The 24,487-nt window shown below is 65.0% G+C and carries 24 protein-coding genes and 3 pseudogenes; 8 read left to right on the top strand and 19 right to left on the bottom strand.

Going from position 1 to position 24,487, the window contains the following annotated elements:
• Positions 1-207: 207 nt before the first annotated feature.
• Positions 208-324, top strand: a pseudogene (locus AC0IZJ_RS08815) (EF-Tu C-terminal domain-related protein); the annotation flags it as partial.
• Positions 325-519: 195 nt separating this feature from the next.
• Here AC0IZJ_RS08815 and AC0IZJ_RS08810 read toward each other — a convergent pair.
• Together AC0IZJ_RS08810 and AC0IZJ_RS08805 are read right to left on the bottom strand one after the other, a co-directional pair.
• A complete protein-coding gene (locus tag AC0IZJ_RS08810) occupies positions 520-1,059 on the bottom strand; it encodes an RNA 2'-phosphotransferase (RefSeq protein WP_471848699.1) in 540 nt (179 codons plus the stop codon).
• A 5-nt stretch (positions 1,060-1,064) separates the two neighbouring features.
• A complete protein-coding gene (locus tag AC0IZJ_RS08805; protein WP_471848697.1) occupies positions 1,065-1,958 on the bottom strand; it encodes a LysR family transcriptional regulator in 894 nt (297 codons plus the stop codon).
• A 103-nt stretch (positions 1,959-2,061) separates the two neighbouring features.
• Between AC0IZJ_RS08805 and AC0IZJ_RS08800 the strand changes: the two genes are divergently transcribed.
• On the top strand, positions 2,062-2,580 hold the full coding sequence (locus AC0IZJ_RS08800; RefSeq protein WP_471848695.1) for a hypothetical protein: 519 nt from the start codon (positions 2,062-2,064) through the stop codon (positions 2,578-2,580).
• A gap of 50 nt (positions 2,581-2,630) precedes the next feature.
• Here AC0IZJ_RS08800 and ubiG read toward each other — a convergent pair.
• Together ubiG and AC0IZJ_RS08790 are read right to left on the bottom strand one after the other, a co-directional pair.
• A pseudogene (gene ubiG / locus AC0IZJ_RS08795) lies at positions 2,631-3,340 on the bottom strand (bifunctional 2-polyprenyl-6-hydroxyphenol methylase/3-demethylubiquinol 3-O-methyltransferase UbiG).
• A gap of 23 nt (positions 3,341-3,363) precedes the next feature.
• On the bottom strand, positions 3,364-3,771 hold the full coding sequence (locus tag AC0IZJ_RS08790) for a thiol-disulfide oxidoreductase DCC family protein (protein ID WP_471848693.1): 408 nt from the start codon (positions 3,769-3,771) through the stop codon (positions 3,364-3,366).
• 97 nt (positions 3,772-3,868) lie between these two features.
• On the opposite strand from AC0IZJ_RS08790, the gene AC0IZJ_RS08785 reads away from it, so the two are divergent.
• Both AC0IZJ_RS08785 and AC0IZJ_RS08780 read left to right on the top strand, forming a co-directional pair.
• Positions 3,869-4,201, top strand: coding sequence for a metalloregulator ArsR/SmtB family transcription factor (locus tag AC0IZJ_RS08785; protein ID WP_471848691.1), 333 nt, complete (start codon positions 3,869-3,871; stop codon positions 4,199-4,201).
• Between the two features lie 377 nt (positions 4,202-4,578).
• A complete protein-coding gene (locus AC0IZJ_RS08780; protein WP_471848689.1) occupies positions 4,579-6,657 on the top strand; it encodes a TerD family protein in 2,079 nt (692 codons plus the stop codon).
• Between the two features lie 59 nt (positions 6,658-6,716).
• On the opposite strand, the gene AC0IZJ_RS08775 is transcribed toward AC0IZJ_RS08780, so the two are convergent.
• The 12 genes and pseudogenes from AC0IZJ_RS08775 to AC0IZJ_RS08720 form a co-directional block, all read right to left on the bottom strand.
• Positions 6,717-7,757 carry an AAA family ATPase gene (locus AC0IZJ_RS08775; protein ID WP_471848687.1) on the bottom strand — a complete coding sequence of 347 codons (1,041 nt, stop codon included), beginning with the start codon at positions 7,755-7,757 and terminating at the stop codon, positions 6,717-6,719.
• Positions 7,754-8,320 (bottom strand): nicotinamide riboside transporter PnuC, encoded by a 567-nt coding sequence (gene pnuC / locus AC0IZJ_RS08770; RefSeq protein WP_471848685.1) that lies wholly within the window; start codon positions 8,318-8,320, stop codon positions 7,754-7,756. Before pnuC ends, AC0IZJ_RS08775 begins: the two co-directional genes overlap by 4 nt.
• The gene (locus AC0IZJ_RS08765; RefSeq protein ID WP_471848683.1) at positions 8,317-9,666 is read right to left on the bottom strand and encodes an AMP-binding protein; all 1,350 of its coding nucleotides are present in this window, start codon (positions 9,664-9,666) and stop codon (positions 8,317-8,319) included. Before AC0IZJ_RS08765 ends, pnuC begins: the two co-directional genes overlap by 4 nt.
• Before the next feature lie 5 nt (positions 9,667-9,671).
• Positions 9,672-10,220 carry a hypothetical protein gene (locus tag AC0IZJ_RS08760; protein ID WP_471848681.1) on the bottom strand — a complete coding sequence of 183 codons (549 nt, stop codon included), beginning with the start codon at positions 10,218-10,220 and terminating at the stop codon, positions 9,672-9,674.
• Positions 10,221-10,262: 42 nt separating this feature from the next.
• Entirely contained in the window at positions 10,263-11,219 is a 957-nt protein-coding gene (locus AC0IZJ_RS08755; RefSeq protein ID WP_471848679.1) for a radical SAM protein, read from the bottom strand.
• 2 nt (positions 11,220-11,221) lie between these two features.
• Positions 11,222-13,018 (bottom strand): vWA domain-containing protein, encoded by a 1,797-nt coding sequence (locus tag AC0IZJ_RS08750; protein WP_471848677.1) that lies wholly within the window; start codon positions 13,016-13,018, stop codon positions 11,222-11,224.
• A complete protein-coding gene (locus AC0IZJ_RS08745) occupies positions 13,018-14,010 on the bottom strand; it encodes a hypothetical protein (RefSeq protein ID WP_471848675.1) in 993 nt (330 codons plus the stop codon). The genes AC0IZJ_RS08750 and AC0IZJ_RS08745 overlap by 1 nt, the downstream gene beginning before the upstream one ends.
• Positions 14,007-15,587 carry an AAA family ATPase gene (locus AC0IZJ_RS08740; protein WP_471848673.1) on the bottom strand — a complete coding sequence of 527 codons (1,581 nt, stop codon included), beginning with the start codon at positions 15,585-15,587 and terminating at the stop codon, positions 14,007-14,009. Before AC0IZJ_RS08740 ends, AC0IZJ_RS08745 begins: the two co-directional genes overlap by 4 nt.
• A 71-nt stretch (positions 15,588-15,658) precedes the next feature.
• Positions 15,659-16,582, bottom strand: coding sequence for an ADP-ribosylglycohydrolase family protein (locus tag AC0IZJ_RS08735; RefSeq protein WP_471848671.1), 924 nt, complete (start codon positions 16,580-16,582; stop codon positions 15,659-15,661).
• Positions 16,583-16,596: 14 nt separating this feature from the next.
• Positions 16,597-17,162 (bottom strand): annotated as a pseudogene (locus AC0IZJ_RS08730) (NADAR family protein).
• Positions 17,155-17,766, bottom strand: a complete 612-nt coding sequence (locus tag AC0IZJ_RS08725; RefSeq protein WP_471848669.1) for a DUF4291 domain-containing protein — start codon at positions 17,764-17,766, stop codon at positions 17,155-17,157. Before AC0IZJ_RS08725 ends, AC0IZJ_RS08730 begins: the two are co-directional and overlap by 8 nt.
• On the bottom strand, positions 17,763-18,131 hold the full coding sequence (locus AC0IZJ_RS08720) for a hypothetical protein (RefSeq protein WP_471848668.1): 369 nt from the start codon (positions 18,129-18,131) through the stop codon (positions 17,763-17,765). The genes AC0IZJ_RS08725 and AC0IZJ_RS08720 overlap by 4 nt, the downstream gene beginning before the upstream one ends.
• Positions 18,132-18,221: 90 nt before the next feature.
• Between AC0IZJ_RS08720 and AC0IZJ_RS08715 the strand changes: the two genes are divergently transcribed.
• The 3 genes from AC0IZJ_RS08715 (at position 18,222) to AC0IZJ_RS08705 (ending at position 21,988) form a co-directional block, all read left to right on the top strand.
• Positions 18,222-18,959 (top strand): NUDIX hydrolase, encoded by a 738-nt coding sequence (locus AC0IZJ_RS08715; RefSeq protein WP_471848667.1) that lies wholly within the window; start codon positions 18,222-18,224, stop codon positions 18,957-18,959.
• A 247-nt stretch (positions 18,960-19,206) separates the two neighbouring features.
• A complete protein-coding gene (locus AC0IZJ_RS08710; RefSeq protein ID WP_471848665.1) occupies positions 19,207-20,133 on the top strand; it encodes an amidohydrolase family protein in 927 nt (308 codons plus the stop codon).
• A 958-nt stretch (positions 20,134-21,091) separates the two neighbouring features.
• Complete coding sequence (locus tag AC0IZJ_RS08705; protein ID WP_471848663.1) at positions 21,092-21,988, top strand: response regulator; 897 nt, start codon at positions 21,092-21,094, stop codon at positions 21,986-21,988.
• Between the two features lie 3 nt (positions 21,989-21,991).
• On the opposite strand, the gene AC0IZJ_RS08700 is transcribed toward AC0IZJ_RS08705, so the two are convergent.
• The 3 genes from AC0IZJ_RS08700 to AC0IZJ_RS08690 are packed head-to-tail and all read right to left on the bottom strand — an operon-like array spanning position 21,992 to position 23,331.
• Positions 21,992-22,351: a hypothetical protein gene (locus tag AC0IZJ_RS08700; RefSeq protein ID WP_471848661.1), complete on the bottom strand. Its 360-nt coding sequence runs from the start codon at positions 22,349-22,351 to the stop codon at positions 21,992-21,994.
• Entirely contained in the window at positions 22,348-22,566 is a 219-nt protein-coding gene (locus tag AC0IZJ_RS08695) for a hypothetical protein (RefSeq protein ID WP_471848659.1), read from the bottom strand. The genes AC0IZJ_RS08700 and AC0IZJ_RS08695 overlap by 4 nt, the downstream gene beginning before the upstream one ends.
• Positions 22,567-22,590: 24 nt before the next feature.
• Positions 22,591-23,331 carry a YecA family protein gene (locus tag AC0IZJ_RS08690; protein ID WP_471848657.1) on the bottom strand — a complete coding sequence of 247 codons (741 nt, stop codon included), beginning with the start codon at positions 23,329-23,331 and terminating at the stop codon, positions 22,591-22,593.
• A gap of 499 nt (positions 23,332-23,830) precedes the next feature.
• Between AC0IZJ_RS08690 and AC0IZJ_RS08685 the strand changes: the two genes are divergently transcribed.
• Positions 23,831-24,232 carry a GIY-YIG nuclease family protein gene (locus AC0IZJ_RS08685; protein ID WP_471848655.1) on the top strand — a complete coding sequence of 134 codons (402 nt, stop codon included), beginning with the start codon at positions 23,831-23,833 and terminating at the stop codon, positions 24,230-24,232.
• Positions 24,233-24,487 lie beyond the last annotated feature (255 nt).

The raw sequence follows: 24,487 nt of genomic DNA, 5'->3' as shown, positions 1-24,487 counted from the left end.
CCAGCCGCACGTGGAAGTCGAAGTTTTGGGACGGGCTGCTCAGGGTCGACTGGCGGAAGTGCAGCGGTTGCGGTCTGCCGCGCCGGCAGGTTCACGCTCCGGGACACGAAGCCGTCATCGGCTCACCCGGCGACGCGGCAGTAGCGACGACCGCTTTCAAAGGCGAAGCTGCCAACCAGCAGGGAAGTGTTGTAGCCCGGCGCTCAGGCTCTGAGCAGCTTCGAGCTGAGCAAGCCCGTCGCGATCGAGAACGGAATGCGGCTCGCCTTGCCTGAGGGCGGCAAGACCGTCGGCGCTGGCATCGTGGATGAAGTGCTCAGCTGAAAGGCTGCGCCTTCCCTGCCGTTGTTGCTTGCTTGTCAGGCAGCAAGGGTTTCTTCTTTCCCGCCGGAGCTGGGCAGCTTCGTTGAAAACGGTATTCGGCTCCACCCCGGGGCGACGCGTCGGCCTCATTCGGCGCCCACGGCAGGCCATATCAGGAGGCGCCACGGTTCTTGGGCGGAGCGATGCGTGGGTTTCCTAGGGCAAGTGAATGAACCGACCTGGAACCGCGTCCGCAAGCCAAAACGTGTAGTTCGCCTTGTAGAAAACGATCCCTTCCGCGTGCGCCCGCGCCGCATCAACGCGCAGCAAGCAGGGCGCGCCGTGCCTGCCTCCGACGGATAGCGCCAACTGGTTGTCCGTTGTCAGATGGACGTACTGGCGCCTCATGGGCAGCAAACCGCGGTCTCGGATTTCAGCCAGTGCATCGCGGCTTGTGCCATGAAAGAGTTCGGCCGGAGGTTCGGCTGGACTGAGTGCGATGCGGTCGGCCACGGAATGCCCATAGTTCGCTCGCACGGCGTCGCCTTCAATCGAATACCGCTGCTTTAGCGGCTCCACTTGGGCCACCACCTCCCTGACCATGTCTTGCGTGACATCAGGGACGGTCAAACGGATTGCGTCGACCACGTCGTCCAGGCAGACATAGCCCTCGGGGTCGAGCCTCAGGCCGGCCTGCTCGGGCGCGTGGCGAAGCAGGTACGCCATCTGCTTGCTGACCCGCTTCAGCAACTTCATGTCGGTCACACAGAGGCCTTCCATGCATTGCCGTTATCTTGCAGAGAAACGCGCAGCCGTTCCGCAGGTGTCGACTTCAAGAGGCCGCGCAGGTGGAAGCAGTGATATCGCAGCGTCGGCAGCTCCGGTATCGGTATGGCCACGACACCGGGTGGCATGCTGCAGCAGGCGTTGACAACGGCAGTGCCGGCACCCATCGCGACAAAGCCCAGCATCAATTCCCACCCGTTGGCCTCCAACGCAACCTCCCAGAGTACCTCTGCCGACTGAAGCAGGGCGGCAAGCATCTCCCGATGTGGCCGGCCACGAGGCGGTACGACGAGCCGCTCACCGGCCAAGTCCTTCAGCCTGAGGCGTGATCGCCGGGCAAGGCGATGTCCCTCTGGTACCGCCAGGACCTGACCGACGGTCGTGAGAACGATCGATTGGAGTTGCTCCGGCACGACGTCCAACGGCGCGACGCCCAGTTGAGCCTTGCCTCCCAGTACCGCAGCCAGCGCCTCATCGCGATTCAGCGTTAGGAGGCGAAGCGGCGCCGATGCGTCCTTCTGGAAATGCGTGATGCCTTCCTTCAGCAAGTAGAGATAAGCACCTTCGCCGGCCGCCAGCGTCACCGGACGCTCTGCCATCCCAAGCAGCTGGGCCAGTAGCTCACTCGTTCCTTCACGCAATTGACGGCCGTGCCTGGCCACCAATTCGCCGTGCTCCGTCAGCTCCAGAGCGCGTCCGACACGGCGGTAGAGCGGCCGGTCGAGCCGCTCGCTCAACTTGCGCACCTTGACGTGGAGGGCTGGCTGAGAAATGTGGAGGCCTCGAGCAGCCTCGCTGAAGTTCAGCGAATCGGCAAAGGCAGCGAACGCCAGCACGGCGTCGAGATCAAGGTTTGCAGGCTGCGTCATCTATATCGCAAGACTATAGCCAATATGAACTCAGTAGTTCTCAGATAGCTATGGCGTTCCTAGCATTGCCTCCCATCAATCACATAGACCTCAGGGAGTCATCATGAAAAATCTTGGTATCGACATCGGGCGCGTTCTCATCGCGCCAGACGCACCCGGAGGGCGCGCAGACACTTCCTTCATCGGAGGAACGCTCGCAGACGCGCTAGCAACGCCGCCCTACAAGGGGATGTTCGACGTCGTGCCTGGTCTTGTTCAACAGTTTGAGGGGCGGGTTTGGCTGGTCTCGAAGGCGGGGCCGCGAGTTCAGGAGAAGACTCGACATTGGCTGCGGCACCACCGCTTCTTCGAGCGCACGGGCATTCCGCCGGACAACCTGCGCTTTTGCTTGGAGCGGTCTCAGAAGGCGGGGCACTGTGCCGCCTTGGACATCACGCATTTCATCGATGACCGTGGCGATGTCCTCGACCACCTCGATGGCGTGGTTCCGCACCGATTCCTGTTCGGTCCTCAGCGAAAGCCCCACGTTTCGAGCGGCGTCGTGCCGGTCATCGACTGGCCGACCGCCGCGGATGCTGTCATCGTCACGCTCGGGAAAGAGCTCGCAGCCCCGCTCCGTTGAGGCGACCCGGTTCAGCACGGCACCGCACCGTGCGACGCCGGAGCAACGGCCTAGTTTTTCCTCATCGCGAGCAGGTAATTGACTCCCTTCCAGGTACCTAGCCCAAAGGTCCTGGTGATGGGGTTGTAGCGAAGACCCTTCTCTTCGCGCAGTACCAGCCCGGATGCTGCGGCCATCTCTTTCAGCTCCGCTGGCTTGATGAACTTCGCGTAGTCGTGCGTACCGCGCGGAAGTACCTTCAGCACGCGCTCGGCGCCGAAGACGGCAACCATCCAGCTCAAGGGCGATCGGTTGATCGTGGAGAAGAACGCCCACCCGCCCGGTTTCAGCAGCGTCGAACAGGCGGCCACGACCTGGGCTGGATCCGGCACGTGCTCAAGCATCTCCATGCAGGTCACCACGTCGAAAGAGCCAGGCATCTCGCGCGCGAGTTCCTCGGCTGCGATATGCCGGTACGTCACCGAAGCCTTACTTTTTTTTTGAGCGCGTGCAGCGCGGCCACCTTCAGCCCCTTGTCGGCCAGGTCGATCCCCAGCACATCAGCGCCGCGATGCGCCATCGACTCAGCCAGGATGCCGCCGCCGCAACCGACATCCAGCGTCTGCTTCCCGGCCAGCGACGCAAGGCGATCGATCCATTCGAGCCGGCGTGGATTGATCGCGTGGAGCGGCCAAAACTCGGACTCTGGATCCCACCAGCGTGAAGCGAGCGCCTGAAACTTGTCGAGCTCAGCGGCGTCGAAGTTGGTATGCGTAGCCATCGAATATTCCTTGTCTGAGTGGTTCACCAGTGACCCTGGCGGCGGTTCCAGCGGTACAGCTGGCGGGCGAACGCGATGTAGGCCCAAGAGGTCAACGTGCGCAGGCCGGGCCAGTTCAACGGCTTGAGCAACCAACTCCAGCGTGACTGCAGGGACCACGTTGTGAGGAGCGCAGGCGCGCCGATCTGAAGGTGACCTTGCGGGTCAACCAGGTGCAAGCGCTCCCGGACGTCCTCCAGATCAAGCCCCAGCGGGGCAAGACGCTCCGGATTGCGATGAACGTCCACCCATTCGACGTCACCCTCAGCGATGCAAGCGCGCATCGCGCACACGCCTGCGTCGCAAACCGGGCAGGCGCTGTTGTAGTAGACGACGTGAGGCCCGGTCGCCGGTGCGGCGGGCTGCGCGGGTGCGGGCGAGATGTCGGACACATGGGCTCCCAAAGGCTGACTCATTGTGCATCGGAATTAGCTAATTGGCTAACTACGCAATTAGCGAGAAGGGAAATTAAGTTGCTAGGATCCCGTCATGGAAAAGATCTTTGAAGCGCTCGCCTCCACACCCCGGCGCAAGATCCTCGCGTACCTGTCCGAGACCGAACTCTCGGCCGGCGACATCGCGAGCCGCTTCGACATGACGAAGCCGTCCTTGTCCAAGCACCTGAAGATTCTGGAAGCGGCTGGACTGGTCAAGGCGGACAAGCGTGGGCAATTCGTCTTCTACAGCTTGCAGAAGGACAGCCTCACCAACACCCTAACGAGCTTCGTCCAGCAGGTCTGCCCGGTTTCCACCAAGCTCCGCAAGGAGAGCAAGGCGATCGCTGCCGCCAAGACTTCGCGGTCTGGTAGCGGCAACGTGTAGGCAAGCAAACGGGCGGCTAAGCATGCCGTCGATGTTTGCCTGCGGAAGGGCATGAGGAGCGTAGCCGCCTAGCGCGCGAGGCTGGTCGCTCCGCTTTAGTCCCACCGTAGATCAGGTAGGTTTTGAGCGGCCAAAAGCCTGTGTACCCTACGCATTGATTGACGTGCCGCAGTTGCAGTTCGTGCTCGTGATGAGTCTCGGTGCTGCCGATGCCTTGATGCCCCGGGGCGTTTCCTGCTTCTAGTCGGGCCAGAGATGGGTTATGGTTGCAACGCGGCTATGGGGGTCCTTCCTTCTAAAACCTCTGAACCTAGGGTCCCCGCTTTCCGCTCATCGCCTGCCTTCCAGCAGGCGATCTTGTTTCCAGGGACGGAACGATGAACGAGATCTACCTGCGCCGTCGCACGCGGTTGTATGTGCGCCCGGGCTCGGGCGGCGTCACGCCACAGCAGATCGCCACGATGCTCAAGGAGATCGAGGCGCTAGGCTTCGTGCTGGCCGATGAGGTGGTTTCGCGCCTGTCTACCCTTTCGCCCGAAGATGCGGCGCGACTGTTGCGTGAGACGACCCAAGAGATGCGCAAACTCCTGGGTGCGCACCGTCAGCACGAGCCGCTGTATCCCGGCTTCCCCACGCAGGTGATGGCGCTGACGGAGGCCCAGCTCTACCTGAACGCGCTGAGCCATTACGTGGGCCTGCGTCGCATGCCGGCAACGGACGAGCAACGCCCGCCACTGCTGCACAACCGCTTCCCGCGCATCGTGGAACTGGGATCGGTGGAGGACTTCGAGGCCATCTGCGCGCGGCTGGCGGGATCCGCTGCAGCGCTGTCGGCACAAGACCAGGCTGACCTGACCTGGTTCGTCCGCCAGTACCGAACCGACGTGTTCCGCCTGCTGCCGGCGAAGTTCCCATTCAAAGAGAATCTGGCTCTTCTTGGCGCTCAACTAATGCTGCATGTGAGCGATGACGAGCGCACACAGCACTTCGTCGAAACACATTTCCGCACGGCGACCGACGTGCTGCGCCTGGCCGTGGGCCTGTCTGGCGGTGACGTGTCGCTCGCCGCGTCCACTCGCTTCGCCCGGTTCCCGCGCCGCCAGCGCCGGTTGCTGCTGGCGCTGATGGAGGGCTGCGGGGGCCTGACCGAAGACATGCGCCGCCGGGTGGAGCCATTCAAGCGCTTGGGCGAGCGACTGCACCCGAGAGAGCACGCAGAGCGCTACCCGAAGACTGCTGCAGCGTTTGCAGTGATTCGCGACGGGCTGCCCTTCGTGAGTTTCAACAGCCGTGTGGAACAAGCCTTGGCCACCGGCGACGTGGCTGGCGCGGCGCAGGCCTTGGAGGCGCGTCCCGGCGAGTACGCCCGTCGGCTGGATGTGCTGCTGCGCAAGAGCGGCGAGCCCGAGGCGTTGCTGAAGCGCTTCGCCGAGTTGGCAACGCGCGTTTCTACCGCTGTGCTGCTGCAGGTGCTGGCGCATTTCAAGGTGCGCGCCGAGCAAGGGCGGCTGCGCGTGTTCTTCCCGAAGGGCGAGGTCGCCAAGGTGTTCGCGCTGCGCGACCGCCGCGTGGCCATCGATGCGCGCGTCGCTCAACAGGTGGTGCGGGGCTGCGAGGAAGCGCTGCTGGCGCGCTTCGCGCAGCTGCCGCCGCTGGGGCGCTGCTTCGTGGATCCAGCGTTAGCGAGCTACGTGGTGCCGCTGGCACAGCGCGCCGCGTCCAAAACGCTGCGCACCTTTGCGCGTGGCAGCCGCATTCCGATGCCGGAGGGCGGCTTCGTCCGGCTTTTCCTTTGGTGGATGAACGGCCGCTCGCGGGTGGACATCGACCTCTCCGTAGTGCTGTACGGCGACGACTACCGCTACGTGGACACCATCGCGTTCTACAACCTGCGCAGCTGGGGTGCCCACCACAGCGGCGACATCGTCGATGCGCCGAAGGGCGCCGCCGAGTTCATTGACCTCGACCTGCAGATGCTGCGTGCACGCGGCGTGCGGTTCGTGATGATGTGCGTCAACAGCTACTCGGGTCAGGCCTACTGCGACTTGCCGGAATGCTTCGCAGGCTGGATGTCGCGCACGGACCTGAACTCGGGCGAGCCCTTCGAGGCCCGTACCGTGGTGGACAGGGTGGACCTGGCTTCCGACGCGCACATCAACCTGCCGCTGGTGCTGGACCTGCAGCGCCGCGAAGTGCTGTGGGCTGACATTGCGCTCAAGGATCATCCACGTTTTGCCAACAGCGTGGCGGGCAACCTGGCCGGGGTGTCGCTGATGCTGCGTGCGCTGCACGAGATGGTGAAGCCCGATCTGCATACGCTGCTGTCGCTGCACGCGCGTGCCCGCGGCTCGCTGGTGGACGACCCGGCGAAGGCCGACACGCGCTTCGGCACAGCACGCGACTCCACCGTCACGCCGCTGGATGGAGACGCGATACGAGCGCACTACCTGCAGTAGCGATCTCGAGGCAGCCAGACTCCTGCTTGACAGCCTGACAGCCTGACAGCCAGCGGTATCTACGGCGTGGCATCTCGAATCAGCTTCGCCGCCGTGTCGACGCGCCGGCTGAGCGGCCCCTCAAGGACCTTGAAATCGATCTGCCGCTTCTTGAGCGCGCCCCGATACCAGGCTTGTTGACGCCGCCGGAATTCCTCCTCCTGCCGAGTCCCGTCCTGTACGAATGGAAAGTTGGCCGCGCACAGAAACGTCATCGCATAGGGGCGGCGAGCCAGATCCGCCAGCGCTTCAGCCACGCTGCCGAACATCAGCTCGCTGTAGAGCAGGGTCGTCAGGGGCGTCGTATCGCAGATCAGCCATTGGCGTGCCATCAACGCTTGTTGCTGTTCCCGCTCGACCTGCGTCCTCGCGATGTGCTCCATGTCCTCCAAGGTCAGCACGCCGCCACGCTGCTCCCAGTGCTCTCGTCCGAATTCGGGCACGTACACGGTATCCAGGGCCTCGGCCAGCGCGCGGGCCAGCGTGGACTTGCCGGTGGACTCGCCGCCCAGCAGCGCGATGCGGGGCACAAAGTCGACGTAAACCTCGGGGCCCAGCAGGTGCCGGCAGGTGAGAGGATCGCGGCGCACCTGGGTTCCGGACACGGCTAGCTCGGTGCGTGCCTGGTCTACGCACACGTGGCGTACCGTTGCGCCGAACGCCTCTGCCAGCACGGCTGCGAAACCGTCGCCGTAGCTCTCACTGGTGAAAACCGCATCCACCGGACCGCCCAGCAGGTTCTGCAGCAGCCACGCCACGAAATGGCGATGTACGGCGCCGGGCGCGTCGTCATCGGGCAGCGGGCGGCGTTCGATGCCTTGGGCGTCGCAGCGGCGGGCCAGTTCGTCATCGTCGATGACATGGCAGGCCAGATCCGGGAACCGTGCCTGTAGCCAGCCCGCGCGGCGTTTGCGGTCGTACCCATCGAAGCCGGGCTTGGTGTAGCTCAGCACGATCAGGTCATCGCACTGCGACCGAGCACGCTTGATGAGCAGTTCGTGGCCCAGGTGCAGCGGGCAGAACTTGCCCACCACCAGTCCGCGGTGAAACCGCTCGCTCACGAGATCTGCAGGCGTTGAAGCTGGCGCCAGCGCCACCATCCAAACCACGCGTTCACCCAATAGGCGGCGTAGAGAGTGGCCGTCAGCTGCAGGCCGCGGCTTGCGTACAGCGGCACGGCGATGGTGTTGACGAGCAGCCAGACTGGCCAGTTCTCGACCCGGCGCCGCAGCAGGAAAACTTGGGCCACCACGCTCAGCGCGAGGACCGCGGAGTCGATGAAGGGCGCGTAGGCATCGGTGAACCGCATCAGCAGCGCGCCGTAGCTCACAGTGGCGAGGGCCGCCAGAACGATAGCGCCACCGAACTCACGGCGCGTCGTCCGCGTCACTGGTAGCGCCGCACCCGCACGGCCGCGCAGCCAGTGCCACCAGCCTATCGCGCTGGTCACGATGAAGAATGCCTGCAGCGTCACGTCGGCATACAGCGCCGCGCGGTAGAAGGTCACCGCGAACAGCGCGCAGCCAGCAATGCCGGTCCACCACGTGTGCACGCTATTGCGCGCTGCCAGCAAGATGGAAACGGTTGTTAGCACGCTGGCTGCCAGCTCAACGGAATCGGTCATCCGGTTGTGGTCTCAAGGTCTGAGGTGTACTGCCGTACCTTGTCGTCGGCCAACAGCGGCTGGACGTTGATCGACAATGGACCCAGCAGGGCCTGCAAGGCGCCGCACACGGCATCCGCATGCGTCATCGCGCCAGGTGTAAGGCTCAGCTGCACCGAGGTGTCGGCGCACTGGTGCAACGAATACTGCGTGAGCGGCCAGCGTTCCAGTGCGTGCGTGACGTCGATGTTGTTGACCCATGCACCGGTTGCGGTCTGGAAGCGTACCGGCGCGCGCCCGTGCAGCGCTTGTAGCACCGGGCCGTGCTCGCCATGCACTAGCGCGGCCTGGTCGCCGGTGCGGTAGCGCAGCAGCGGCAGACAAAAGTTGAAGCCACCGGTCAGCGTGATCTCGCCGCGTTCACCTTCTGGCACTGGCTGGCCAGACGCATCGAGGATCTCGACATACATACGCGGTTGCAGCAGCACGTGGCCGCCGGCCGCGGCGTCGAACACGCCGATGGGACCGGCCTCGTTCATCGAATACAGGTCGAGAACCGGGCAGCTGAAACGCGCCTGCAACTCGTCGCGCAGGCCGCACGAGAGCATCATGCCCACGGAAAGCAGCGCACGCGGCCGCGTCTTCAACGGCAGGCGCAGCAACTCGCCGAACGAGATCGGATCGCCGGCGATGACCTCGGCATCCAGCGCGTCGAGGTAGGTCGCCCGGTCGGCCGGGTCACGCCAGTCGTCGGGGTGGAGGTTGATCTTGGCCAGCCCCGAGTCATCCATCAGCGGCGTGACGCTGACGTAGGTGAAGCAGCGCCGCTGCACGCCCAGCAGCACGACGCCGACCTGACCGCAGCGGTGCCGGGGTTCGATGCCGAAGCGCTGCAGGGCGCGCAGGTGAAAGGCCAGGTAGCGCGCCGCCACGACCGGATGCGACGCGATCAGCAGCGGGTTGCCCGTGGTGCCGGTCGTGCGGAAGTTGATGAGCCGATCCAGGGGCACGGAGTCGGGCACGTAGCGCGCGATGTCCGCCGCCAAGTCAGCGCGGGTGATGGTGGGCAGGTCTTCGAAGCGGTCGGGCAGATGCGTCAGCGCGCGGAAGGCGGGCACCTCGCGGCAGGTCTGCTGCACGAAGGCGGCCAGCCAGTCGGGCTTGCTGCCGCGCGGCCAGCCGACCTCGGCAGCCTGCACGTCGCGAACGAAGCCGCGCAATTCATCGACCTCCTCGGCCAGCAGGCGGTTGCCGCTCTGGTTGCTGAAGCGCGGAGCGGCGGGGTGTTCGCGCAGGAAGTCGAGCATGCGCTGGCCGTGCTCGGTCAGCGTCGGGCAAAACGCCAGGTCTTCGTCGCGCAGCGGCATGCGCGCTACTCGCGGGTCCACTTGTCAGCCGACGCCTCGGCGGCCTTGCGTACCAGCGCCTCGCGGATCTCCCGGGCGCGCGCCTCGGCGGCGCGGCTGGCGTCCAGCAGACGCTTGCGCTCGGTGGCGCTCAGCGCGGACAGCCGGTCGGCGGCCTGCTCAGCGGTCTCGCCATGCGGGCGCAGGCCCAGACGCGCCAGCAGCACGCGCACCAGCTCCTCGCGGCGGTCGGGGTCTTGCAGGTACTTAGTGGCCGAGGCCAGGCCGGCCAGTTCAGCGGCGGTGCCGTCCAACAGGTTCAGCACGTCGGCCCGTGTCGCAGATTGCTCGCGCAGGGCATCGTCCGCCAACAACCAGGCCATCACCAGCGCCATGCGCAGCCGGCCGGCGTCGGCGCTGCGGCCCTCGAAGCGCTGCAGCTCCGCCAGGCTGGCGCGGCCCCGGCCCTGGGCCAGCAGGTCGTTGACGACCGCGGCGACGAAAACTTGGCCGGATGCGCCGATGCGCGGCTCGTCGAGGAAGTCGGGAGGCGTGTCAGCCAGTCGACGAAGCAAGGTCTCAAGCGGTGGGCCAGGCAGCAGCATGGGGAGGTGCAATCAGGCGGAAAACTTGGCGAACACGCGCGTGGAGCGGCAATCATCGCAGGCGGCCGCCCGCTTCTCGCGCTGGCGCGCGGCGAAGCGGGCCGGCAGCGCCAGCAGATCGTCCACAGACGTGATGGCAGTGGTGGGCACTCCGTAGCCCACCACGGTGAAGTCGCATGGCGCCATGACGCCATGCTCATCGATGAAAAGGAAATCACGGCCTGGCCCGCAGTCGGCGACGGCGATGCGCTGGCCACGGGCTGTGGCGGCGAAGCGGTCCAGATAGCCACTTTCACCGGTGAGGCGTGCGTCACACGCTGCCAGGCGAGCGCGCAGCGCCGGCAGTTCGGCCCGAAGCCATGCGACGTCGTCGGGCTGCAAGGCATGGGCAGGAAAGAACTCGGGCCGGTCGCGGCCGCCCAGCGCGTTGAACGTGATCTCGTCGATGCCCCAGTCCGCGAGAGCCTCGCAGAGGTCGGGGAATGCATGCAGGTTCTGCCGCATCAGCACGACGTTGGCGCGCAGCCTTAGCGCCGCCCGGCTCTCCCGCCGCGTGGCGAGTGCCATCACCGCGTCGCGGAGCTTGTCGAAGCCGCCCGGCCAGCCGCGCATGGGGTCATGGAAGTCGGCGAAGCCGTCGACGCTGACCGTGAGTTCGGCGAAGCGCCCCAGCACGAGGTTCTGCGCCTTGGCCTGACCCAACGTTGTGCCGTTGGTGGTGGCGCTTTGCGCCAAACCCAAGGCGTGCACCTCCGCGGCGACGCCGGCCAGTTCGGGCCACAGCAGCGGCTCGCCGCCCAGCCAGCTGACCAGCACGCGCCGGCCCGTGGCGGTCTGCCACTCGGCCAGTAGCGTGGCGAAGCGCAGCACCTCCCGCGCATCGGCGTGCTGGCGCGCACGGGGCAGCGACTGATCCCATTCGCAGAACGGGCAGCGGAGGTTGCAATGCTGAGTGATACGCCAAACCACGATCATGTGTAGTGCCGCCGCGAAAAGGCGCGTGCGAACTCGAGCAGGTCTTCCAGGTTGGTGATGGCCGAGATGTCCCAGCGCTGCTCGCTGCGCGCGCGGCGGAGGTCACGGTAGGCGGTGGCGGGCCAGCCACCGTCCTTGTGCTCCCAATTGGACGGAAGCTGCAGCGCCATGCTGCCGCCGCCGCCGGCCGTGGCCAATGCGCGGGCGGACACGTCCCATCCGTCGTTGCCGCGCTCGTCACGGTCGAACATCGTCGTGATGCCGTCATCCGAGATCATCAGCAGGTGCACGGGGCGGTCATGCCTTGCGCTGCCCAGGTAGGTATCGCGCAGGCGATGGATCGGAAAAGCCGTGGCGCCGCCGTAGAAGCCGGTGAGGATGCGCAGGATCGCCTGCTCGTCACGCACGAAGCCAGGCGTGTGCATGACCTGCTGCTTGCCGCTCCACAGCGTGACCTGCACGCGCGACCCCGCACGCAGTGCCGACAGCGCGATGACGGCGCCCGCCAGGCTCATGTAGGAGATGCGCTGCTGCGGGTTGGGCATGGAGCCGGAGCTGTCGACGTAGAGGTCCAGGTCGATGAGGGACTTCGCCAGCGTCTGGCCGGGTTCCAGGCCGTAGTGGCGCTGCACGGTGGTCATGCCGGGGATGACGTAAGGTGACAGCAGCACGCTCTGCAGCGCATCCAGTGTGTCGACGGCGTCGCCAATCTCCCATGGGTCCAGCCCTTCGAGTTGCGGCTCGGGGCTGTCGGGCCGCATGCGACGCGGGAATGGCACAAGGTAGGGCAGCGCGCGCTCCCGGTAGTAGCGCACGGCAGCCTCGTGGTCGTCGATCTTCAGGCCGGCGGCGCGCAGCAACTCGCCGTACTCGAAGGGCTCGCGGTTCTGGCCTTTGCCGGCTGGGCTGCCAGGCTCATCGGATGGCACCGTGCCTTCTTGCGGCGCACCCGGCTCGACATCGTCGCCGGTAATGGCCGGGTCACGAGATGGGTGCGTGGCACGGGTCTCGTCGCCATCGATGTCCACGCCGCCGAACGGCTCGCAGCCTTCGCCGGCATCCAGCGTGTCCAGCAAGTGGCGCACTGCACCCTGCTCGGCCTTCTCCGCGTCCTCCACCAAGTAGGGCAGCAGCAGCGCGGCGAAGCTGCCGGCGCCGGCCAGCCAGTCGTTGGCGTAGACACGCACCAGGCGCGCACCCAGCCACGCGTCGCCGTCGATACGTGCGGCCTTGTCGCCCGAGCCGAGGCTGCCGGGCGTCAGCTTCCACAGCTGCTCGTAGATGCGCAGGTACAGGTCCCAGACTTGGCTGATGGTTTTCTCGGCGCCCGGCGTGCGCTCGCCGGCCAGGCGGCGATAGATGTCGGCCAATCGCAGCCCCTCTTGGCGCTGCAGGCGGTCGTTGATGAGCAGGTCGGCGTACAGGTTGGCCACCATCGGCGCATGGCGCTCCAGCGTGGGCAGGCCGGCGCGGATGCGCGCGAGCAGGCGCAGCTGATCGGTCATGTTGCCGGGTACCAGCACATGGTGGCCGATCTCGTGCGCCAGGATCTCGACGGCGTGATCTTCCAGCTTCAGCGCGGCTATTGCCGGGAGGTCGATGACGATCCGCTGATCCTTCAGCCGGATCATCGCGAAACTGCCCTCGAGGCCTTGCTTGGCAGCTTCCACGCGGCTCTCGCAAAGGTGCGGCAATTGCAGTCGCGTGTAGCGGCTCCAGACGGCGAGCGCCTGCGGCCAGGCAGTCTGCCAGCGGTCGAGCAGGCTCTCGGTCGATGGGAGCGAGGTATCCATCACAACGGCAGCAGGCGCAACGTGTGCGAATACGGCGATGCGATGGCCAGCGTGTGCGCGTCAGCTGCCAGTTGCAGGCCCTCGGCCGGGAGATCCAGTACCAGCTCGCGATCTGCGAACACCAGGGTGGCGCCGCGGCGCTGCGGGACCATGGGCGGCGGCGGCAACGCCCCGGCGGCGAACTCGTCGGCCGTGGCGGGCAGCAGCACGGCACCGAACGCGTCGGCGATGGCAAGGAAGTGACGCGTGCCGCTGCGCACCAGGAAGCCGGCCGACGACAGGCGCAGCTCTGGCGGTTGCGAGAAGCGGCCACCGAAGCCGGTGAAGGCGCCGAGCTGCCAGCCGTCCACGCGCCGCGGTTGCGACGATGCCCAGGGGTCGGACGCCAGCGCAGCGCGCAAGCCACTCGCGGAGCCATCGGCCGGCGCGCCCAGTGCAGCAAGTTGCAGCGCCGGCGGCAGGTTGTCCGCAGCCTGCAGGGCGCCCGCGCGGAAGTGCGCCAGCCCCGAGCGCCAGGCCAGCACCTTGCCCAGTTCCAGAAGCTGCGCCCCCGTGGCGGCGCCGGGCGCAAGCTGCACCATCAGGTCCAACCACTCGTCGCCGCGCGCACCGTCTACGCCGCCCAGATGCACGACGGCGTTGCTCATCGCGCCGAGAACCTCCTGCGGCTCCTCGGCAATGCGTGCGGCCAGCAAGGGGAAGAGTTGCGACCAGGTCTGATTCAGCAACGGGGTCCGCGCCCCGGGCCCGGCCAGGCCGTGCAGGCACAGGCTGATGGCAACGTCGTACGCAGCGAGCGCCACCGCCGTCATGCGTGTGGGCGCTGCCGTGTGGACAGCCACCACCACGCCGTTCACCTGTTGCTGCAGGAAGGCCGCGAAACCCGCAGCATCGAAGCCAGGCGCGCGACGCTTTGCCTCTTCAACGCGGGCGTTGAACTGGCGCCGGCCTGCGGCCAGCACCTGGGCGAAGGGGGCGGAGATCGCGCTCACTGGGTGCGCAGCCAGTGCAGGTAGTTGGTGTAGCGCTGGTGGAGGTACTTCAGCTTCTGGAGGTCGTCGTGCAGCGGGCCGTACAGCTTGCGGCCCTTGGTCAGCTCGCCCACCAGGCGCTCGATGGCTGCCAGTCGCTTTCGAGTGTCGGACTCGGACACACCGTCCAGCCCGCGGTCAAAGTCCTGCGACAGCCGGCCCACCGGATCGTCGCGGTCCAGGTTCAGGCGGTCGTACTCTTCGCACGACAGGTCCAGCAACCGCCGCAGCCAGCTCAGCCGATCGGTGCGGTAGCCGGCGTTGCCGGGGATGGAGAAGAACGGGGCCTCAAGATCGGGCTGCAGCTTGTCGTGCAGCACGAAAGGCAGCACCTGGCGCAGGTCGTCGAGCTCGACGCGGCGCGAGCCGCGGAAGTAGGCCAGCGCCTTGGCGAATACCAGCAGCGACATCAGGTTGCGCACCGACACGCCGTTCAGCGTCTGGCAGCCCAGGTCCTTCACGCGGTCGCGGCCGTTGTCGGCGGCCACTACCTGCGCCCAGTCCACGCCGGACAGCCGTGCGGTGTCCTTGGTCATGTACTCGAACTGCACGCCGGCGGGCTCGAACAACTCGAACTGGCTGCAGAAGAACTCCAGCCGGCGCCGGACCGGCTCGGGCACCTCCACCGCGCGGATCTCCTCGCCCAGGCGGTCGATCTCGGCCTCGGTGAACACGATTTGTGGCGGCACCACTTCCTCGGGGCGCAGGTTCTCCTCCACGCGCAGCAGCAACTCGCCCAGGAAGCGTGGGTTGAATGACAGCGCCTGCACGACCACGTCGATGCGGTCGCGCAGTGCCTCGATGACTTGGTAGGTGCCGCCGCCCTGGTCGTCGTTGGCGGTGAGGTACCAGGCCGAGTCGGGGCATTCGTGGATGTGGTTCAGGATCTCGGCGTAGTTGTCGCCCATCACCGTCAGCAGCGCGCTCTGCGTGCGCGTGGGGATGCGGTTGTACTCGTCGATGATCTTCACGCGCATGCCCAGCCAGCTGCGCCAGGCGATGCGGATGTCGTCCATGCTTTGCGCGTTCACGAGGTCGCCCGGCAGCGGGTTGCCGAGCAGGTCCGCGATGGTCATCTGGGGGTGGCCGTGCTGCATGCCGCGACGCACATCCCGCACTGGGTAGCCGGCCAGGATGCCCATCAGCAGGGCGCTGGCCGTCTTGCCCCGCCCAGGGCCGCCGACGAACAGGCACTTGCGCCGCGTGGCGAAGGTCAGCAGGGGCAGCAGGATGAAGCTGGAATAGCTCTGTGCGGACGGCAGCGTCAGCGTGCGGTGACCGTCACCCACAGTGAACGACTGCGCCGGCCCGTCGTTGAACTCGATGTCGTAGTGCGGGCTGATGATCGCGTTGTTGACGATCCAGAAGTAGGCCTGCCGCAGCTTCTCGTCCAACGGCACCGTTTCGGCCTGCGCTTCGGCGCCCGTCGATATCGCGCCGCGGTACAGGTCGGCCACGTCGAACTGGCGAGTCGGTGGCGTCGTTCCCGGATTGGTGGGCGCCCGGGAGATGCGCTTGAAGAGATCGAAGGCCGACATGGAAGCTGCTGGTTAGGAAACGGCAATGTACCTAGGGCTGTTCGGCTTTTGCTGCAGGAGAAGCGAGCGGGTCAGCCGGGCGTGTCAGCAAGACTCTGCTGCTGAGATCGCCACAACGAATCAGCCAACCCGGTGATCTCCTGCGCGAGATGAAGTCGATCAAGCCAGGCAACGGGAATACCGGCAGCGCCATATGTGGCGCCGGCGAGTTGGCCCACGATGGCGCCTGTCGTGTCTGCGTCGTCGCCGAGGTTCACGGCTTCAAGGACGGCGTCGCGGAAGTTGTAATGCCTGGCGTAGCACCAGAGCGCGGCTTCCAGGCTATCGACGACGTAGCCGCTGCCCCTGATCTGTTCAACTGGTTTGGCGGTGTGATCGGCAGCGGCGATGGCCCGGATCTTGGCGCTTGTGATGGGCAGCCCGCCGAGATCCAGCACCACCTCCTTCGGCATGCCTCGCAGCGCGCGGCTCAGCGCCACGGCAAACACGCGACATGCATCCAGGCATTCAGTGGCGGCGTGCGTCGTTCGCGAGCTGAGGGCTGCCATGTCCTGAACCAACTGCTCGTCGTGACCAAAGCGCAGGGCAATGGGGGCCAGCCGCATCAGAGATCCGTTGCCGGCCGTGTCTGGGTCCGCAGACCCAGAAAGAGCCTCGCCGGTCAGCAGGAACTGATGGATGGCGCCCTTGGTCGTCAACCCGATGTCGAAGCAGATACCCGTCGAACTCCAGTAGCCCCACTCGTACCAGTTGGCATAGCGCGCCATCTGGTCCTTGGGGTCGCACCGGCCAGTCTGTATCAGGCTTTCTGCCAGGCACAAGGCCATCGATGTGTCATCGGTCCACTTCCCCGGCGCAAGCGAGAAGGGGCCGCCGCCCAGCATGTCGGTTACCGGCGTGAAGCTGCCCCTCGGCATGAACTCCACGGTGGTGCCGACGGCGTCGCCGCAGGCCAGGCCCAGCAACGCTCCTCGGTATCCCTCGATCGCTTCCACAGGTGCCGCCCGATTCAGTTCGACGCCAACCGGGCGCGCACTTCCATCAGCGCGAAGCCCAGCAGGTTCAGCCCACACCAAGCGCGTGGCTCCAACGCTCGTTCATCATTTGCTGCCAGGCCGATTCCCAGATACGGTCGACGGGGCTGGCCTCGACGAGCACGCGGTCACCAGTGGTGAGCAGGTAATCCCGCAGTGCCGGGTGCTGCGAGAACTTGGCCTCATTGGCGCGGACGACGATCTCAAAACGCGCCTGCTCCCAAAGCGCATCGTCGAACCCCTTCACGCCGCGCCCCAGCTTCTTCGCCTCTGCGGGCGTTCTGGCTGCCAGGATGCTGGCGCGTGTCTCCCCGTCACCGAAGAGGCGGGCCTTCTCGGCCATCATGAAATGCTCTGCCGTCAGGTATGTCTGGCCATCGGCCTGGAAGCTGGTTTCGAACCATTGGCTGAAGCAGCCCTTGCCGATGGAACCATCGGCATTGGGCTGGTGCCCCCAGAAGAGCATGTACTTCGGCGTGGCGCCAGCTTCAAGCGCATGCAACAGGTCTTCGACACTGCGGAGATTCAAGATGTCAGTCATGGCGCTGCTGTTGGTAGACGTGCTCCAGCGGGGTCATCAGTCGCGGGTTGTCATCCTGGGCGTACTGGCGCTGCTCGGCGACAAAGTCGGTCATGTCGATGACCTCCATCAGTTCAGTCGTCGCGAACGCACGCAAAAGGCTGCCGCGCAGGCCGAGCTGGATGGCGCGGCGCGTCAACTTGGCGCCGCTGGGTGCATGGTCGGGATCCCACTGCCGTCGCACTTCTGAGCTGGCCACGGCGTCCTGCCATTCTTCCTGGGTGGCGTAACGGGTCGCATCGAAGGACGACGACACCGCAGCATCGAGCAACGCGTCGAAGAAGGTTCGACGAATGCGCAGGCCCAGGATGACTTCTTGCCCCTCCTTCATGCCCCAGCCGCAGCGATACATCATCCACAGGAAATTGGGTTTCACCCAGCTCATGCGGTTGAAGCTGTAGTCCGGGCCGCCGAAGTGGCCGTGCTCAATGGCGTAGCGACCGATGGACGGGCGATAGGCCTGATAGACGACAACGCTGGTGTCGTCATGGTGAGCAAGGATGTGCTCGCCTTGCTCAGGCCACACCGTGGCTTGCTGGACGTGAGGGGCGGTTGCGAGTTTCATGTCCCGTTCTGGTTGTTGTTCTCGGGGAAGCGTCGGATCACCTCGATGGTGCCGACGATGTTGTCGTTCAGGGCTTCCAGTTCCTCAGCCGGTATCCACCACTCGGTGTGGTGCGCGGCGCCCACTTGGTGGACGGCATAGCGCTCCATGAAGGCTTTGCGCACCTCGAAGCGAGTCACGAAGCCGGCGCCACTTGCGGGCACGTTCCAGTCCCGCGCGATCTCCACGGCGTAAGCCTCGTTGGTCACGGGATAGAAGATGGGCTGTTCAGGCAATCTGGGAGGCCAACGAAGGTTGCCGCTGGCCTCCACCAGCGCCAATTCGCTTGGGCCGGTAGGTCGGTAGAGGGTGACGGTGTCGTTCACGGGCTTCCCTGATCTGTTAGTTGTTCTGTGCAACTTGAATAAGTTGCACAATACAACCCATATCGAAATCCGTCAAGCAAGAGAGCCCGCATGGCCGCCAAACCACCTCGATCGAGCACCCCCTCGCTGAGCTTTCCGCTGCCGTTTACCACGGTGGACGTGGTCATCTTCACCGTCGCGGAAGATGCGTTGCGGGTTCTGCTCGTGCAGCGGCCTGAAGACAAGACGTCGGACCCGTTCCCTGGCTGTTGGGCTCTGCCTGGTGGCTTCGTAAACGTCGACGTCGACCATGACTTGCTGGCGTGCGCTGAACGCAAGCTCCACGAGAAGACAGGTGTTCGCAGCCCCTATCTGGAACAACTGGGCAGTTGGGGCGGGGCATCCAGGGACCCGCGCGGATGGTCAGCCACGCATGTGTACTTCGCGCTCATTCCCAGTCGGGACATCGAGCTGGCCAAAGGGGCCAACGCGGTGGACGTGGCTTGGTTCGAGGTCGAAGAGGTGCTAGCGAGTCCGGAGCTGGCGTTTGACCATGCGGTCATCCTGCAAGCCGCCATAGAGCGCCTGCGTGGTCGGGTGGAATACACCTCGCTGCCCGCCTTCTTGCTGGCAGAGCCTTTCACGTTGCCGCAACTGCAGCGCGTCTACGAGATCGTGCTGAACCGCGACATTGATAAAAGCGGCTTCAGGACGCGCATGCTGGGCGCGGAATTTCTCGTGGAAGCGGGCCACGTGGAGGGCAGCTCGAATCGGCCCGCCATGGGCTACCGACTCGCCGATCGCAGCGCGCCGGTCGTGTTTCCTCGGACGTTCAGTCCCCGGGGCTGACGCACCCATCTCTACCGGTTCGCGCGGGTCTTCGTGAAGTTGCGGCAACGGCCTGGACGTTCGGAAGCCTGCTCGGCGGCACGATAGAGGCATGACTTCAGTTCCAGACTGCGGCGCATTGCCATAACACGCGCCGGCTGACAGCTTCGCCGGGGCGCAGCAGTCACTCAGCTCCCGAGCTGTCCAATGACCGGTGCTGGCGGCAGCGGTCGCTTGGCCGCAAAAACTCAGTGTCAGTAAGGCCGGTATGCGCGGCGTACTTGGCCAGACGGTGCTTGAGTTCCCCGCGCCCGACAACAAGACGTGGGATGCCGCGCTCGCTTACACGGACCGGTTCGTCAAACGCTGGCAGGGCCATCCGCTGATCGTGCCAGCGATCGCACCTCACGCGCCTTACACCGTCACTGCGGCACACATCCAGCAAGTTCAGGCCTGGTCAGAACAGAGGAAGGTGCCGGTCCTCATGCATGTGGCCGAGACCGAGTTCCCGGTGCCGCCGGTCGTTGGTCGCGCTTCTGCGCGCGGCGACGTGGCCTATCTCGAGAGTCTGGGTGCGCTGAAGGGCAACCTGATCGCCGCTCACGTGGTCGCGCTCGACGCCAGCGAGATCAAGCTGCTGGCCGACCACCACGTCGGCGTTGCGCACAACCCGACGTCGAACATGAAGACGGCCGCCGGCCTATCGCCGGTGCCGCAGATGCAAGCGGCTGGCATCGCGGTCGGACTCGGTACCGACGGCGCTGCCTCGAACAACGATCTTGATCTTTGGGAAGAGATGAATCTGGCGGCCCTCCTCCACAAGCATGCGACGCGCAGTGCACGCACGCTGAGCGCCGAGCAAGCCTTCGCCATGGGAACCATTGAGGGCGCACGAGCATTGCATCTCGACCGCGAGATCGGATCACTTGAAGCCGGCAAGCGCGCCGACATCGTCATCGTCGATATCGACGCCTTGCATATGTGGCCGGGTGACGGGGGCTCGCCTGCTGTCGAAGCCAATGCGATTTACTCTCTGCTCGTCTACGCAACCAAGGCCAGCGACGTGCGCACTGTGCTGGTCGAGGGGCGCGTGCTGATGCACGACCGCAAGCTGCTGACACTCGACGAAGCCGCGATCAAGCGCGAGGCGCAGGCGTATCGAAAGAAGATCCGATTGAGCTTGTCTCGGCCTTGACCGTCGGACGGGCGCGCTGACAGAAGTTGAACGCGCAACGGCGCCGTGTCGAGGCCTCATGGTCGCCGCCAACGCCAAACTGACCCGAAGCGCCGACGTCGGGGGACCCTTCCAAACAACGTCGGCTGCCGAGCAACCGCGTCAAACTACGTGGCAATCGGCGGGTCAGTCGGTGGTCGGCAGAACTCGCGCAAAGGGGTCAATCTGTGGCTGGCGCAGACACCTCCGCGCAGATGCCACCGTGGGAACCTCGCGCAGCCGCTGGGATTGAACCCCGCATCCGGAGTTTCTTCTGACTGCCCGCGAGGCAGCCCTCCCCCCACCAGCCCCCCCGGGAGAACGCGTCGAGCGGCACGCAGACGGGGTTATGTCAGATAGGGTTCGCGTCCCCCCGGCAGGGCGTGCTCGCCGCGCGTGGAAGCCGAAGTTTTGGGACGGACTGCTCTGGGTCGACTGGCGGAAGTGCAGCGACTGCCGTCTTCCGTGGCCTGTAGCCGGCTTCACGTCCGGGACACGAGGCCGTCATCGGCTCACCTGTCGACTTGCCAACTGCGATGACCGCTGTTGCGGGTGACGTAGCCACCCAGACGGCATGGCCGCCGCTCACCGTGCCAACCCGCGACGAATGTCTGCTGCTCGACGGGCCGAACGGTTGATCTCGACCCTGTGCGGGCGTTGACGAGCGGCTGCTGTAGGGCCGCCTGAATGCACGTCATGGGAACGGAGCATCAACGTTCGGACCGACGCCGCGCAAGGAGGCCGTTGTTCTGGCCTTCGCGTCGCTGCGCATGTGCTGGGCGATACGCTGTTTGCACCGATGCATCTTTAGCCCGATGTCCATCCAGTGCAGGTCCGCGCACGCAACGCGAGCCGCCGAGAAATTTCAGAGGAACGATCGGCGCGGGTCGTTGCGCCAGCGTCCGTAAACTGCCTCCTTCGTTGCACAAGGAGCTGCTACGTGATCGTTCTGAATCAAGGCAAGGAGCTTGTTCGCGTCGAGTCGTGGGACGACATCGTGGGCAGGCCCGGCTTCAACGGAAACCTCAACCCTGCCGAACACGTGCTGAGCGGAATCATTGGGCAGTACGCGTTCTCGGACAGGATCCGCTGCGGCCTCTCGGACTGCCACACACCGCACGGTCGCGGCTATTTGGTGGTCACGAAATCCGGGGTAGAGACCAACATCGGTAAGGACTGCGGGAAGAACTACTTCGGTGTGGACTTCGAGACGATGGCCACGCAGTTCGACCGGGACATGCGGGACAAGCAGGCACGCGAGCGGCTGTGGGACTTCACGTTCAAGTTGGACGATCTCAAGCAACGCATCAAGGCGCTGCGCACCGGTGAGCGCGGCGCTGACTGGGTATACAAGAACTCCCGACCGCTCGTGGAAAGCGGCAAGGGCGTGCCCGGCGTCGTCATCCGACGAATCGCTGATCTGCTGAGAACCGGCGACAACGCGCTCACGACCGAGCGAGAACCCACCGAGCGCGAGATCGACCTCGCTCGCGCGCAGGGCGGTCGGCTACCACGCGTGATCGTCGAGAAGGTCGCCGACATCCGCGGGCTGGCAGCACTGCAGAGCCAGAACGACTTGCGGCAGATCCTGGTGGTCGACCTTGAGGAAGGCATCAAGGAATTCGAGCCGCTCAACGTCGACAAGATGAAATCTACCGAGCTGAGCCGCTGGTCGAAGTGGGTGGGCAGCATCGAGCAGAAGCTCGACAGCGCCACGGCGGCGATCTCCAGCGGCCAAGCGCTGCTGACGGCGGCCAACCTTCAGCCGTTCGCGATTCTTATCCCCAACTTCGAAGGCCCCGAGACCTTCCAGTCCTACCTCAAGACGCTTGCGTGACCGCTAGCCCTGGATGGGCTCGGAACGTTCAGCGCCCGCATGGCCATCCGCATCGGCGGCCGCTGCAGCCGCGCGTCGAGCTGCCAGTTCGCGCATCATCAACCCGGCCATCCCGACGCAGTAGCGGGTCGCGAGTTCGGTCTGGTCGAGCGTCCTCAGCTCATCGATGTTCGGCGCCGCCTGCATCCAGTCCAGGAGCTTGTCCCTGTCAGTCTTCCGGTAGCTCTCCCACAGGAAGTCGAAGTGGTCCATGGCTGTGACAACTTGCTTGCGCCCGGCATTCCGGTCGATCGTGCCGAAGAAGGTGGAAGGGTGCTGCCTGTAGGCCTCCAGTTCGGCATCGGTCAGGGGCACCGTGTTCATGAACCGGTTGCTTCGAGGTGATGCTCTTCTGGCGCCCAGGTCGCGATCACGTACGCGCTGGGCAATGCACTGCTGACGGGGTCCATGTCGTACAGCTTGAGCAGTTGGCGCGCCTCGGCCAACGGCATCGGCACGTGCTCGAACTTGTGGATGTCCAGCCGGCCGTCGTTGGTGTCGACGAAGACGATACGAGGATGCTCGGCGCGTTTGGTCAACGCGCTGTGCAGCAGCTTGTTTAGCTAGAGTTTCTGGCCTTCACGCCTCTTCGCCTCCACCGAGTACTTCGTGCCGGTGGCCGTGTGGGTGGCCACGAACTCGACGTGGGTTGTGCGGCGGTCGGTCTCGTCTTCGAGCTCAAGGGTGAATCCCGCTCTTATCAGCGAAGCGGCCACCCGGACCTCGTACATCGCGCCGGGGAAGCCTCGGGGGCTCTTGATGCGGTCCAGCATCAGCTGCTCGATAGCGACAGAGTGGTGCAGCGCGTACAGGTCGTAGGCGAACCGCATGTAGGCCGACAGCGCACCTGTCGCGGGCTTGCCCGCGGTCTCCACACCCCTGGCGCGGCTCTCAGCCGCCAATTCCCTCGCGCGGACGAACCAGGTGACGATCACATGCCGCTCTTCGATCGGTTTGCGGACCTCCTCGAGGAACCAGTCGTCGCCCAACGCGATGCGCGGGTAGTCGTTCAGGAAGTCGTGGAAGGTGTGCCAGTTCTGCGACCAAAGCAGCCGGCGATTGACCGCGATGACGCGCTGGTCGTTGACCACCGTGGACATGATGGGCTTGCCAAGACCCTGCTGTTCTTGACGCTGGAACTCGCGGGCCTCGTGGCGCGCGCGCGACGTGAGCGCGAACTCCGCAAGCTGCGCCTTCAGCTCAGCCTGCTGCCGATCCAGCTGCTCGAGGGAGCCATGGCACTTCTTGAATTTCTTGCCGCTGTTGCATGGGCACGGGTCGTTGCGGCCGGGCTTGCTGCTCATAAGGCGAGTTTGGTCGAGCGATCAGCCGCCAGCATCAGCAACATCCACGAATCGGGCATTCCCAGCGACTACGCAGGCGCAGTCTACGAAGAGTTTCAAGTGCACCTGCGAACCGGAAGCCCGCCAAGTTCCTTTGGCAATGTTGAAGGCAGCGTTCAGACGCGGTGGCTGCGGCACTGGTCGCTTTTGTCGAAGCAGACCTCACACACGCGGTGCATTCCTAGTTGGCGCCGCCCACCTGACAGCCTTGACGAAGGAGATAGAGGTTCGCGTTGCACGAGAACCGGAAGCTGTCCTGTGGGAGGTATGGAGCAGACCCGGTCGGTTCAGTCGGCGGTAGTCTCCGCCTAGTCAAACGCTCAACCGAACCAGCCACCGAAAGCGCCGTAAATCTGGCCCGCTGCAATTGGTGCATCATCGCGAATCAGGCTTACGGCGCCTGCCTTCACAGGCCGTTTGGCTCGAACATTGGCGTCACTAAGATGCACATAGGAAATTCATGCACGAGAGGAACCGGATTCAGCAGCTTCTTGATGCGCTTAACCATGCGCCCATTCGGGCTTTCCCGCGCGGCAGCGAAAGCATCGTTGTTCCAAAGAAGCTTGGTGTTTATGTCATTCGAGATCCAGCTGAGGCGGTGGTCTATGTTGGACGCACCACAAGAGCAAAGAACGGGCTTCATCAGCGGCTGCGAAATCACATGGCAGGGAAATCAGCGCTCGTGAAAAGTCACCTCAACGGAGATACAAGCAGACTGAGAGAAGGCTTTTCGTATCAGTTTCTTGAGGTTGAAGATGCTCGAGAACGCGCGCTGCTTGAGCACATTGCTACGGCGTGGCACTGCCCCATCGTTCTTGGTTTGAGTAGCTCTCTTTCCATGGGAGCCGATGCCGTTGCGTAGCGCGAGCGGTGACGTCAAAATCAAACGTTGAACGGCCGCTATGAGGAGGCCTGATGCGCCTGGATCAACTTCCGTTCAGGGTCGACATGAGTCTGTCGCAGCGCGCTGGAGCTGCCGTTCGAGCCTTTACGTGGCCTGCTCTGCGGTCGAGCGAGCAGTTCCGGGGGTGAAGTCGCCGGTCGGTGCCAGCTGCGCCCAATGACCTGTGTTCGTAGATGCTGCGGCTCAGGCATCGGCATGCGAATGTCTCAGTGT

It is taken from the genome of Roseateles sp. AC306 (assembly GCF_979253795.1).
This window is presented reverse-complemented; position numbering and strand designations above follow the sequence as displayed.

Bases quoted from the DNA above. Each gene is read 5' to 3' on its own strand.
- AC0IZJ_RS08810 (WP_471848699.1), bottom strand. From the start codon at position 1,059: ATGAAGTTGCTGAAGCGGGTCAGCAAGCAGATGGCGTACCTGCTTCGC.
- AC0IZJ_RS08805 (WP_471848697.1), bottom strand. From the start codon at position 1,958: ATGACGCAGCCTGCAAACCTTGATCTCGACGCCGTGCTGGCGTTCGCT.
- AC0IZJ_RS08800 (WP_471848695.1), top strand. From the start codon at position 2,062: ATGAAAAATCTTGGTATCGACATCGGGCGCGTTCTCATCGCGCCAGAC.
- AC0IZJ_RS08785 (WP_471848691.1), top strand. From the start codon at position 3,869: ATGGAAAAGATCTTTGAAGCGCTCGCCTCCACACCCCGGCGCAAGATC.
- AC0IZJ_RS08780 (WP_471848689.1), top strand. From the start codon at position 4,579: ATGAACGAGATCTACCTGCGCCGTCGCACGCGGTTGTATGTGCGCCCG.
- pnuC (WP_471848685.1), bottom strand. From the start codon at position 8,320: ATGACCGATTCCGTTGAGCTGGCAGCCAGCGTGCTAACAACCGTTTCC.
- AC0IZJ_RS08765 (WP_471848683.1), bottom strand. From the start codon at position 9,666: ATGCCGCTGCGCGACGAAGACCTGGCGTTTTGCCCGACGCTGACCGAG.
- AC0IZJ_RS08750 (WP_471848677.1), bottom strand. From the start codon at position 13,018: ATGGATACCTCGCTCCCATCGACCGAGAGCCTGCTCGACCGCTGGCAG.
- AC0IZJ_RS08740 (WP_471848673.1), bottom strand. From the start codon at position 15,587: ATGTCGGCCTTCGATCTCTTCAAGCGCATCTCCCGGGCGCCCACCAAT.
- AC0IZJ_RS08725 (WP_471848669.1), bottom strand. From the start codon at position 17,766: ATGAAACTCGCAACCGCCCCTCACGTCCAGCAAGCCACGGTGTGGCCT.
- AC0IZJ_RS08715 (WP_471848667.1), top strand. From the start codon at position 18,222: ATGGCCGCCAAACCACCTCGATCGAGCACCCCCTCGCTGAGCTTTCCG.
- AC0IZJ_RS08710 (WP_471848665.1), top strand. From the start codon at position 19,207: ATGCGCGGCGTACTTGGCCAGACGGTGCTTGAGTTCCCCGCGCCCGAC.
- AC0IZJ_RS08700 (WP_471848661.1), bottom strand. From the start codon at position 22,351: ATGAACACGGTGCCCCTGACCGATGCCGAACTGGAGGCCTACAGGCAG.
- AC0IZJ_RS08690 (WP_471848657.1), bottom strand. From the start codon at position 23,331: ATGAGCAGCAAGCCCGGCCGCAACGACCCGTGCCCATGCAACAGCGGC.
- AC0IZJ_RS08685 (WP_471848655.1), top strand. From the start codon at position 23,831: ATGCACGAGAGGAACCGGATTCAGCAGCTTCTTGATGCGCTTAACCAT.